The 12212-nt window shown below is 35.5% G+C and carries 9 protein-coding genes; 1 reads left to right on the forward strand and 8 read right to left on the reverse strand.

Translation table 11 applies throughout. The annotated features are described in order from the left end of the window. Positions 1–4 precede the first annotated feature (4 nt). The 3 genes from CAR_RS11305 to CAR_RS11315 form a co-directional block, all read right to left on the reverse strand. Positions 5–1648: a response regulator transcription factor gene (locus CAR_RS11305; RefSeq protein WP_041556662.1), complete on the reverse strand. Its 1644-nt coding sequence runs from the start codon at positions 1646–1648 to the stop codon at positions 5–7. Between the two features lie 391 nt (positions 1649–2039). Then, positions 2040–2549, reverse strand: coding sequence for a GNAT family N-acetyltransferase (locus CAR_RS11310; protein ID WP_013711872.1), 510 nt, complete (start codon positions 2547–2549; stop codon positions 2040–2042). 14 nt (positions 2550–2563) lie between these two features. Next, entirely contained in the window at positions 2564–3016 is a 453-nt protein-coding gene (locus CAR_RS11315; protein ID WP_013711873.1) for a MarR family winged helix-turn-helix transcriptional regulator, read from the reverse strand. 277 nt (positions 3017–3293) lie between these two features. On the opposite strand from CAR_RS11315, the gene CAR_RS11320 reads away from it, so the two are divergent. Then, entirely contained in the window at positions 3294–4640 is a 1347-nt protein-coding gene (locus CAR_RS11320; RefSeq protein WP_041556666.1) for an FAD-dependent oxidoreductase, read from the forward strand. Between the two features lie 87 nt (positions 4641–4727). On the opposite strand, the gene CAR_RS11325 is transcribed toward CAR_RS11320, so the two are convergent. From CAR_RS11325 to kdpB, 5 genes are all read right to left on the reverse strand, one after another. Then, positions 4728–6152, reverse strand: a complete 1425-nt coding sequence (locus CAR_RS11325; RefSeq protein ID WP_013711875.1) for a DHA2 family efflux MFS transporter permease subunit — start codon at positions 6150–6152, stop codon at positions 4728–4730. Between the two features lie 171 nt (positions 6153–6323). Then, positions 6324–7010: a response regulator gene (locus tag CAR_RS11330; protein ID WP_013711876.1), complete on the reverse strand. Its 687-nt coding sequence runs from the start codon at positions 7008–7010 to the stop codon at positions 6324–6326. A gap of 15 nt (positions 7011–7025) precedes the next feature. After that, a complete protein-coding gene (locus tag CAR_RS11335) occupies positions 7026–9623 on the reverse strand; it encodes a sensor histidine kinase (protein WP_013711877.1) in 2598 nt (865 codons plus the stop codon). 16 nt (positions 9624–9639) lie between these two features. Further along, a complete protein-coding gene (locus CAR_RS11340) occupies positions 9640–10167 on the reverse strand; it encodes a potassium-transporting ATPase subunit C (RefSeq protein WP_013711878.1) in 528 nt (175 codons plus the stop codon). 10 nt (positions 10168–10177) lie between these two features. Beyond that, on the reverse strand, positions 10178–12208 hold the full coding sequence (gene kdpB / locus CAR_RS11345) for a potassium-transporting ATPase subunit KdpB (RefSeq protein ID WP_013711879.1): 2031 nt from the start codon (positions 12206–12208) through the stop codon (positions 10178–10180). Positions 12209–12212: the final 4 nt, after the last annotated feature.

Here is a 12212-nt window from a genome sequence, read left to right on the forward strand (position 1 = left end):
CCCGCTAGCTTTTTGATTCAGCCAGGAGTTTATTTTTTTTGAATGTTTCCCGGATTTTGTTTGGTGATTCGCCAAAATACTTTTTAAAGCAGTAGGAAAAATAATGCTGGTCGGTATAGCCTGAATCTATTGCTATCTCAAAAATCTTATGGTCTGTCGTCAATAAGTGCTCTTTAGCTTTTTCCATGCGTATTTTGACCAGTGCATCTGTAAAAGAAAGACCATTTTCTTTTTTAAAAAGCGAACTAAAATAACTAGGACTGATCAACATTTGTTTGCTGACTTGTTTTAAAGAAAGGGAAGAATCTGAATAATGTTTAACTAAATAATCATAGCTTTGCTTAGCTAAAGAATCACTTTTCTCTTTGCGTTGCTCTTGAATGATTGCAATAGCTGACAAGCAAAAGTTTTTAAACCACTCTTTAATGACTTGTCTGTCTTCATATCGATGAATCTCAGAAATGACTTGCACCTGTTGAAGTATATCTGAATCGTATTTTAAAATCGTTGTTTTATAGGCTTTTAAGACGGACACGTATAATTCCATCAAAAAAATTTGTAAATGTTCTTGACTATTCATTCCGACATAAAATTGTTGAAATAATTGATCTATAAAAGTTTCTAATTCCTCTTTAGACCCTATTTTAATCAGAGAAACTAATTTCGCTTCATTAACCTCATCGAAAACTATTTCATTTTGACGAACGGTTTCAATGTCAGAAATATAAATCCCTTTGTTTTCTCCAAGAGTCGTCTGGTAATTTAAAGCTGAAATAGAAGACTGAAAAGCTCGTTTGGTATCTGAAATCCGTACATATTCTTCGCTAACTCCAATACCGATAGAAAATCCAAATATTTTTTGTACACTTTTATTAATTTCTTTCACAAGAATATCTGTATACATTTCGATATTTTCTTTGGTATCGGATAAAATAGCAACACTGTTCGATGTGAAAGTAAAGACCTCGCCTTGCACATACTTATCCACAATTTTTCTGATAGTATTGGTTAATGAAAACTTCATAAGTTCTAAATTTTGGCTCCCACTGCTGCTTTTTGCAAAGGAAGGTTTATCAATAGTGATATTTAGCAAGACCTGCCTTTCTCCAGTAAGGTCTAACTGATAGGTTTGAAGCAGCTTTTGGAATTCACTTTCTGATACGTCGCTGTAATTATCAGTGATCAAGGAAACCAAAAAAGACATTTTATTAACGTCAAATTTTTTCAAAAAATCTTTTTCAATCGTCTCCAAGTCATTTGCTGACCGTTTCTCTTCATCCAACTTTTCCCGTACTTTTCCAAGCATATTTTCTAAATCACTAATAGAAGCCGGTTTTAATAAATACTCAAGAATGGTTAATTTTATGCCGCTGACTGCGTACTCAAAATCTTCATATCCGCTTAAAAATACAATCTTAACAGCAGGATTTTCTTCCCTTACTCGTTTAGACAGTTCAATACCATCCATGATCGGCATTTTTATATCCGTGATCAATATATCTGGAACGTTATCTTCCATCACCTCCAATGCTTCTTCACCGTTACTGGCTTCCCCAATGATTTCGAATCCCATTTTTTCCCAATGGACGAGTTCAATAATGGATTGACGAATATCCTGTTCATCATCTACTAACATAATTGAATACAACCAATTCCCCCCTTTTTAGAGCTTACGACTCCATCTTACGTAAGCGATTTCATTTATTCAATACTAACCATGTTATTTTTCATGATTTTTTCATAGTTGCTGCCTTTATTTAGCCACTTCTGTTATTTTTTTAAAAGGAATCACCATTTCTTTACACTAGCGTAAGAGTGCTTTTTCATTCCGGTACACTAAAGCAGTATAGAAAGTTCCTTTCTAGTGAGTTGTGATGCCTTTATTCTGATTAGAAAGTTCAGCTGTTTCTATTTTTTTGCAAAAAATAGGCGTAAATGAATTTCTTCATACACACCCAAAACTATACAGCCCAAAAAGAAGAGCCGTGCTTATGGTAGACGTTTCTTCTTTAATTTTGCTCTAACTAACTGCATCCATATTAGATTTCCTTAAACATTATCAAATCAGTTTGCTCGTCATCTCCCATGAAAAACGAATGCGAACTGGTCTGAATAAACCCTTTATTTTTATAGAAGGAAAGAGCACTTAGATTTTCTTCCCAAACACCTAACCAGATCACTTTTTTGTTCTTTTCTTTTACAAATTGTTCAGCTTTTTCTATCAAAATCGTTCCATACCCTTTTCTTTTGCGCTCACTTCGAATGTAGATTCTTTCGATTTCTACAGCATCTTCAGCAATATCTTCTGTTTGAGCTTCACCTATGTTTAATTTTAAGTAACCGACTATTTCTTCGTTATCTGATAGAAAGAAAAAAGTAGAGTTTTTGTTTGTGAGTTCTTGCTTGAGTTGTGTACTATTATAGGCTTCCTCTAAATAATTTTTTAGGTTTTCCTCAGTGTTTTGATCTTTAAATGTGTCCGTAAATAGTTCAATACTAATTTTTTGAAGCTGTTTTAAATCCTCTACGGTGCATTTTTTCAATTCCATAATGATAGTCTCCTCTAATAATTTCGTTTATTTCCTTTTTTCACATAATCCCATTCATATTCCGTATTTTGTTTTATTTTATTTAAAATCCGAGAAAAATTTTTGACTTCCTCATCCGATAACCCTTTCAAAGCAACTTCATTAGAATAATTATTTTCTTTAACAATATATTCTGCTAATTTATCACCTTTAGGTGTAGTAAATAACCTCTTTATTTTTTTATTCCCTGAGTCACTTCTTTTTTCAATCAGTCCGTTTCGTTCAAGTTTTTGGATAGCTCTCGATGCAGTTGTGCGATCTACTTTTATCATTTCACTTAAATTATCTGGTATTATTCCTGGATTCTCTTTAATCCTTACTAAGTAGAGGTATTGACCTCTTGTAAGATTGAGATCTTTAAATTCTATATTAGCGATAGAGTCTAATGATCTTGCGATAACACCGATGTCACGAAGAATATCTATCATTGCGTTCCCTCTTTTCGTTCTTAACAATTCCTATTATAGATATTTTAGTTGCATTTGCAACAAAAAAAACACTCTTTTATACTTGTTTATTTAAAGACATGATCCACAAAACTTTAGATACGTATTTTTGATTACTTGAAGCAGCCGTTTTTCTAAATTAAAATTGCAACGATTATTTATAGTAAACTTTTATGCTATAGGCAGATTATTTCATAAAAATACAAATACGTGGTATGGTTCTTTTTGGAACAAAAACTTTTTATTGGGGGCCATTTTTTTGAAAATTATTGTCGTAGGAACATCACATGCTGGCTATGAAGCCATTCAAACATTATTGAAGGAGCAGCCAGATGCTGAATTACATTTGTATGAACGTGGAGACACCGCATCATTCTTATCTTGTGGAATTCAAAGTTACTTAGAAGACATTGCCGAGTCTTTAGATAGTTTACATTATGCAACAGAGGATTCATATATCGAACAAAATGTAAATGTTCATATGAATAGTGACGTTGTTGGGATTAACCCAAAAGCTAAAACCATTACTGTTAAAACAACTGATGGAGAAACTGAAGAAAGCTATGATAAATTGATTCTTTCTCCTGGTGCAGCACCTGTTAGAATTCCAATTCCTGGTGCAGACTTAGATAATATCTTCTATGTACGTGGCCGTAATTGGGCTGAAAAAGTTAAAACACGTATGGGTCAATCGAAAAAAGCGGTTGTTGTTGGTGGAGGTTACATCGGTATTGAAGTCGCTGAAGCATTTACTAAAGCAGGTATTGAGACAACCGTTATTGATTCTTTAGACCGCGTCTTGAATACTTACCTTGATCAAGAATTTGTTGATGTATTAAACAAAAACATGGATAAAAATGGATTGACTGTTCGCACTAGCGAAATGGTAAAAGAAGTTGTTGGCGAAAACGGAACAGTTAAAAAAGTTGTTACAGATAAAGGGGAATACGAAGCAGACACTGTGATCATGGCTGTTGGTGTTCGTCCAAATACGAAATGGCTTCAAGGAATCGTTGAATTGAATCCAGACGGAACAGTCGTTATTGACGACTACCTAGAAACCTCTGAAAAAGATATTTTTGCAATGGGTGATGCTACAAAAATTCCATTTGCGCCAAATCATGGTAAAAAACTAATTGCTTTAGCGTCTAATGCTCGTCGTCAAGGAGTCATTGCAGCTAAAAATATTTTAGAGAAAAAAGTAAAAATGCCTGAAGTATCTGGGACATCTGGTTTAACATTATTCGACTACAAATTAGCTTCTACAGGGGTCAAGGACATCGATCAAGATTCTATTGATGCTGAAGTTGCTAGCACATTCGTAGTAGAAAATATCCGTCCTACTTTTATTGATGACGAAAAAGTTATGATGAAAATTCATTTTGAAAAAGACAGTCACCGTATTGTTGGTGCTCAATTGATGTCAACTTATGACGTTACAGCATCCATCAATGCATTGTCAGTAGCTATCTCTTCAGGTTGGACACTAGAACAATTAGCCTTTGCTGATTTCTTCTTCCAACCAGGATTCAACCGTCCGTGGAACTACCTAAATGTTCTTGCTCAAAAAGCTTTAGACGGCAATTTTGATAGTGAAAAGTTATAATATTTTTTTGTGAAAGCAAATAATTCAACCGACTAGTATAGAAAAAAATAGCATCAAAGTAGGTATTTCCTACTTTGATGCTATTTTTTATACTTCTAAAACGGGAGCTTTGTACATACTTTTTGATTTCAAGAAATAAGCGATCACTAGTGCAACAATCGCAATTCCTACAAAAATATATTGACTGTAATCAATAGCTACCAGCAATGCTTTTTCGGCTAACTGTCCTTGTCCTTGAAGGCTTATTTCTTGTCTACTAGAAATACTGGTCATAGCAATGGTAACGACAGATGTTCCAACAGCACCAAATACTTGTTGAATCGTAGAATTCGTTGCTGTTCCTGATGGATTTAATTTATCAGGCAATTGATTCAACCCATACGCTTGAATTGGCATCATGATCATTGCCGTTCCCACATTACGTACAATCAAAACTAAAACAATCCACAGAAGAGAGGTGGTCATTGTCAGTTGAGAGAGCGCCAAAGTTGTGATTAAGATAATAGAAAATCCTGAATAGGCCATTGGTTTGATTCCATATTTATCAAACCAACGTCCGCAAATTGGCATTGCAATCACGCTTGCTACAGAAGGTGGCAGCATAACTAAGCCCGAAATAGAAACAGACTGCAGTTGAACTTTTTGTAGAAAATACGGTATGGTAACCATTGTCGAATACATCAGCATAGCTAATAATGCGAGCAAAATGGAAGATAATGCATACATTGGAAACTTATAAATTGAGAGATCTAATAATGGGTTACCTATCGAAAATTGACGTTTAATAAATAATCCTACTAAAATCAGACCTACCACAATAATCCCTATAGAGATCAAAAGATTAGAGTTTGCATTACTAAATTGGTTAACGCCTAGCAGGATAGCGGATAATCCCGCCCCAGATAAGACGACGGATAAATAATCCATTTTTTTATGAATATCAACAGGTAATAATGAATCTACTTTAAAAAATCCAACGATTAGACAAATTAAACTGAATGGTAAGATCATCAAAAATAATGCGCGCCAGTTAAAGAAATCAATCAACACACCAGATATTGTAGGTCCAATCGACGGAGCGAACATAATAATGAATCCATACATCCCCATTGCTTTTCCCCGGTCTTCACGATCAAAGACCGTAATCATAATATTCATAAGCAATGGCGAAAGTACTGATGCTCCACAAGCTTGAATAATTCGGGATACCAGTAAAAAGGAAAAACTTGTTGAAAAATAAGCCAAAATTGTTCCAATATTAAATAGCATCAAGGCCGTCAAAAAAACATTTCGACTTTTGAACCGAGTAATAAAAAAAGCAGATGCTGGTATCAAAACTCCTGCAGTTAACATATACGACGTTGTTAACCATTGAGTCGTTGCAAACGAAGCAATCTGAAACTCATCCATGATGCTTGGTAAAGCGTTGTTTAATAATACATTGTTTAAAGCTGAAATGAAGGCAGCAACCATCATCACAACTACTGTAATTAAATATTTCTTTTCTTTCAAAACATTTTCCTCCTTTAGACACAGGTTAGTATTATAGACCTGTTTAGATGACAAAGGAAATGTTTTTTTATGGAAATCACATGAGGAATGTAGACTACGCAAAAGAAGACACTCTCTAAAATTAGAAAGTGTCTTCCTTAATATGGGTCTATACTTCTCAGTTTCACTTTATTATTCTCTGTAATCTTTCATTCTATACCCTACACCAATTTCAGTAGTCAGGTATTCTGGTTCCAATGTATTGTATTCCATTTTTTTTCGAATATTAGACATATTGACCCGTAATATTTGAGAATCTCCAGCATAAGGCCCCCACACTGCTGTCATCAAAGTATTATACGTAACCACTTTTCCTAAATTTTCGAATAGTACTTTTAAAATACGGTATTCATTTTTGGTTAAATGGACTTCTTTTCCTAGTTTATACAAAAGCTGCTTTTCAAAATCGATTTTCAGATCTTTATTTTTAATAGTAGGAGACTCAATTACTTGATTAGTTGAATGTCTTAAAGATGTACGTATCCTAGCTAACAATTCATGTGTTCCAAACGGTTTTGTCACATAATCATCTGCACCATGGTCTAAAGCTTTAACTTTTTCCAATTCATTGGTCCTAGCAGATAAGATAATAATTGGGATAGTCATTCTCTTGCGCACTATTTTCAATAAATCAATTCCATCGATATCAGGTAGACCTAGATCCAGCAGCAACAAATCAAAACTTTCTGTTTGAAGAAAAGTCAAAGCTTCCATTCCTGTCTTAGCAACTTTTAGCAGATAATTTTCTTTGCTTAATACGACTTCCATGAAATCAATGATTGTAGCATCATCTTCAATCAATAACAACTGTTTAACCATAATCGTCACCTCCAATTAACTGACATAAAATCTAAAAATCGTTTTTCCTTGTTCTTTCTCTATTTCAAGTTTCCCGTTATGCGCATGGATGATTGTTTTGACGATGCTTAGCCCTATTCCCAATCCGTTTTTTGAATCAACTGGAACTTCTTCATTCATCACTAAGTTATTCTGCAGTTTTTGAAATTGACTCGAAGGAATTTCACCATAGTTCACAATTTCAAACTGCACAAATTCTCCACTTTTCTTGATGATCAAAGAGACCTCTTTCATTTTATCTCCATGCCTAAATGCATTTTCAACTAAATTAAACAGTGCCTGTTCGATTAAAATCGGATCTACATTAACAAATATTAATTCTTCCGGTAATGAAACAGCTAATTTTTGAACCGGGTACACCTTTTTTAATCGATTTAAAACAGCTTCGATGATTTCTTCTAATGATTCATTGGTTTTTTTCACTTTCATCGTATCCATGTTAATACGCGTTATCGATAGTAAGTTTTCTACCATTCGTATTAGCCATTGAGATTCTTCCTGGATATCCAATAACAATTTTTTTTTCGTTTCTTGTTTTATTTCTAGATCTTCATCTCCAAGTGTCTCTGCTATTCCTGAAATAGCTGTCAAAGGAGTCCGTAAATCATGAGAAATCGCTCGTAATAAATTGCTCCTGACTTTTTCACGCTCATTCTCAATCTGTATTCTTTTTGTTTCTTCTTTCAAATAGGATTGTTCAAGCACAATAGCCAATTGAGTAACTATCAGTTTTAAATAGTTCAAATGACTGTTTTTTATTTCTTTATCTTCACTTTTTTCAATCCCTAAAACACCTAGACTTTTTCCATTTAACACAATAGGCAAATAAAACCCTTTAGCACCCGTTAACGTGTCCGTACCATGTCCAGCTTCTTTTTGATTTTTCACTGACCAAAAAGCGACAGCTGCTTCATCTGTAGAATCCAATACCGACGCGGTATCCTCAAGTGTTTTAAGACTTTTTTTATGACCATTATTATCATAGACAATGACTTCGTGATTTAATAAGCGTGATAAAAAAATAGTGGTGCTATTAAAGATCTGCTGATTGGTTGTTGCTATGATATAACGTTTATTCAACTCATACAGTATTTCCATCTGTTGCTCTTTTTCTTTCGAGGTAAGGGCTCGTTTCTTTAAGCGTACCATTAAGTTACTGACCATCAATGCTACCATCAGCATGATAAAAAGCGTTATAGGGTATCCCTCTTTATAAACGGTCAACGAATACAAGGGTTCAACAAAGAACCAGTTGAACGATAATACACTCACAATAGAAGACAATGCACTCCAGAAATAACCGGAAGTCAACCGAGCTGTCACTAAAACACATAAAATAAAAACCAGCATCAGATTTTGTTCACCAAAGTGCAAATAATGTAAAATTTCTGTGATTAAGGTCGCAGCAATGACTCCACCAAACGCGATAGCAAAGTCCCTTACTCCACCTTCAATGACTTCATCAAAAGAGAAAATGGGCTGATTTTTTTTTTCCTTATAAGGAATAAGATGAATCTCAGTTTCAACTAGTCGTTTAATGAGTCGATCTTCAAATGATTCAAAAAAGACCCCTTGGTACCACTTCTTCGTGAGATTTTTTCCTATTATGATATCTGTAGCACCAATCATTTTAGAATATTCCACGATGGTCTCAAAACTATCTTCCGCTTCAATACTAATGACTTCGGCACCCAGTTTTTCGGCAAGAGGAATCGTATCAGGAGTTTCATCTAAGGAGCGAATCTGGATAACCACCCACTCAGCACCCACCCCTTGAGCCAGCCTGGAACTCCAACGGATACATTTTTCTGCCATCTTAGGATAGGTATCCTCAATAATCGTCAATAGTTTACTTTGGATTCCGATTGTTTTTGCACTAACACGATTAATATGATCAGACGCTCGTTGAATCGCTAAACCTCTAAGTTGATCTAGTTTTTCAATGATAAAGAAATTTCTCAGCGCTTGTATTGCGCTCTCATTGGAATATATTTTCCCTTGTTCAAGACGCTCAATCAATTCATTTGGTTCAACATCGATCACTTTTAAAACAGCATGCGTGAAAAATGTATCTGGAACTGTTTCTTTCATTTCAATCCCAGTTACTTCTTCAACAATATCATTTAGGCTTTCTACATGTTGAACGTTAATAGTTGTGAATACATTGATTCCAGCATTCAATAACTCATCTACATCTTGATACCGCTTCTTATTTCTAGAACCTTCTGCATTCGTATGCGCTAATTCATCAATCAAGACAATATCCGGAGACAACTCAATTAGCTTATCAATATCTGGTTCGCAAAGCGTTAATTGTTTATAAGACAGTTTTTTCACTGGAACTGTAGGAATACCTTCCACCAATCGATTTGTATCTGGTCGGTTATGAGGTTCAATATATCCTATAACAACAGTTTTACCCATGAGTATTAACTCATGGGCTTCCGATAGCATTCCATAGGTTTTGCCTACTCCAGCTGCAAAACCAAAGAACACTCTCAATTTACCACGTTTTGTATCTTCAAATTGAATTTTTCTTAATATTTTTTCAGTTTTCTGGTTCATTCCATCCATAGTGACATCCTTCCCACTATTGAAGTTCGTCTAAAGCTCGATTCAAATCCATAATGTTCACGTATTGACGATTTGAAAATAAGTCTGATTCGCTATTTTCAACTATTATATCACTTATAGCCTTACTGTTGATATTTCTATTTTCAGCGATTCGTTCGATTTGAAATTCTGCCGCTGAGATACTGATATGTGGATCAACTCCACTGGCTGAAGCCGTTACTAGATCGATCGGTACTTCTGATTTAGTAGGATTTTTTATTAATTGTTCATCTATTCTTTTCTCTACAATTGTTGCTTGTTCTTCAGAAAATGGAGACAATTGGCTAATTTCTGAACTTCTACCAGAAAAGTATTTGTCATCTTCAAACTGTTGGCCGATCAATGATGAACCCATCAGTTGTTCATTTATGGTGATCTGACTGCCATTTGCCTGATGTAAAAAAAATAACTGTCCAATTCCTGTCATCAACAAGGTATATACCCCGCCGAAAAAGAGGATGCTTATTCCTAAAAATCGCAAACTTGCCCAAAATGTTTTTTTCATTGTTCTCCTCCTATAAGATTATCCAAGACAATAACATATCGATTAATTTTATTGAGATAAATGGTGCAATGATCCCGCCTAATCCATAAACTAAAAGATTGTATCGTAAAATTTGACTGGCGGATTTTTCTTGATAGCGTATACCTTTTAAAGCTAATGGTATTAACGCAACGATAATGACCGCATTGTAGATAACAGCTGATAAGATTGCAGTCAAAGGACTTCCCAATCCCATTACATTTAGAACGCTTAATTCTGGATAAATACCATAAAACAGTACGGGTATCACTGCAAAATATTTCGCTATATCATTAGCAATACTAAAAGTCGTCAACGCTCCTCGAGTCATTAAAAGCTGTTTTCCAATTCTTACGACTTGAAGGAGTTTGGTCGGACTTGAATCTAAGTCAATAAGGTTTCCAGCTTCTTTAGCCGCTTGAGTTCCTGTATTCATGGCCATTGCTACATCCGCTTGGGCTAAGGCGGGCGCATCGTTCGTACCATCTCCCGTCATGGCAACCAAATGGCCTTTTTCTTGGTACTCTCGAATCAGGTTCATTTTATTCTCAGGAGTTGCTTCGGCAAGGAAATCATCTACTCCTGATTCTGCTGCGATTGCTGCGGCCGTTAGAGGATTATCTCCGGTGATCATAATCGTTTTAATCCCCATTTTTCTCATATCAGCAAATCGTTCTTTAACACCGTTTTTAACGATATCTTTTAAATAAACCACTCCAAGCACTTGTCCGTTCTTCACAACCACTAAAGGAGTTCCTCCAGCACGTGCGATCGTCTCAACTATTTCGTCACATCCGGGAGGGTACATATTTCCTTTCGACTCAACATATTTTTTTATTGTATCGGCGGCTCCTTTACGAATTTCATCGCCACCGTAGTCGATTCCGCTCATCCGAGTTTTTGCACTGAAGTCAATAAATTTCACTTCTGCTTTTTGCAGTTCTCTTTCTCGGATGTTGAATCGCTCTTTTGCTAGGATCACGATGCTACGACCCTCTGCTGTCTCATCGGCTAATGAAGAAAGTTGAGCTGCATCTGCAAGTTGTTTCTCACTGACACCGCTAACCGGAAGAAATTCACTGGCGCGTCTATTCCCTAACGTAATGGTCCCTGTTTTGTCTAAAAGTAAGATGTCAACGTCTCCAGCAGCTTCAATCGCTCTACCACTCATGGCAATAACATTTTCCTTGGTCAATCGACTCATTCCTGCAATCCCTATAGAAGAAATCAATGCGCCAATCGTTGTTGGCGCTAAGCAAATCAGTAAAGCGATGACAATCACACTAGATAGAGTTTCCCCTCTCCCTGATACCTGGCTACTAAAATTAGTAAAAGGTACTAAAGTAATAGAAACCGTTAGAAAAATAATCGTTAATGTGATTAAAAAAATCTGTAATCCTATTTCGTTAGGTGTCTTCTTTCGATGTGTCCCTTCAACCATTGAAATCATTTTATCCAAAAAGGATTGTCCAATTTCAGATGTGACTCGGATAACTAAATAATCTGAAACGACTGTTGTTCCTCCAGTCACTGCACTTCTGTCCCCACCCGATTCTCGGATAACTGGCGCTGACTCTCCAGTAATGGCACTCTCGTCAACCGAAGCTGCGCCTTCGACGACATCACCATCTGCCGGTATTTGTTCCCCAATTTTTACATAAACCAGATCTCCTTTTTTTAAATCTGAAGAGTTCGTTTCGATCAACTGGTCATTTTTTATATCTTCTAATTTTTGTATTTTATGAGTGATCACATCTTTTTTTGCTTTTTTAAGACTGTCCGCTTGAGCTTTCCCTCGCCCTTCTGCAATGGCTTCTGCAAAATTTGCAAATAATAGCGTCAACCATAAGAAGAACGTTATCGTTAAACTAAACCACATTGGAACAGAATGATCTGTAAAGCTTAAGATGGTGGTCAAAATAGCACCGACATATACAATAAACATGACGGGATTCTTAAGTTGTTCTCGTGGATCTAATTTTTTAAATGACTCTCTAATGGCCCATTTGTAAACATTTTTCATTTTG

The sequence above is a fragment of the Carnobacterium sp. 17-4 genome (assembly GCF_000195575.1).
GTDB lineage: Bacteria > Bacillota > Bacilli > Lactobacillales > Carnobacteriaceae > Carnobacterium_B.

Coding starts and splice junctions, on each gene's coding strand:
- CAR_RS11310 (WP_013711872.1), bottom strand. CDS start 2,549: ATGGAATTGAAAAAATGCACCGTAGAGGATTTAAAACAGCTTCAAAAA.
- CAR_RS11315 (WP_013711873.1), bottom strand. CDS start 3,016: ATGATAGATATTCTTCGTGACATCGGTGTTATCGCAAGATCATTAGAC.
- CAR_RS11330 (WP_013711876.1), bottom strand. CDS start 7,010: ATGGTTAAACAGTTGTTATTGATTGAAGATGATGCTACAATCATTGAT.
- CAR_RS11335 (WP_013711877.1), bottom strand. CDS start 9,623: ATGGATGGAATGAACCAGAAAACTGAAAAAATATTAAGAAAAATTCAA.
- CAR_RS11340 (WP_013711878.1), bottom strand. CDS start 10,167: ATGAAAAAAACATTTTGGGCAAGTTTGCGATTTTTAGGAATAAGCATC.
- kdpB (WP_013711879.1), bottom strand. CDS start 12,208: ATGAAAAATGTTTACAAATGGGCCATTAGAGAGTCATTTAAAAAATTA.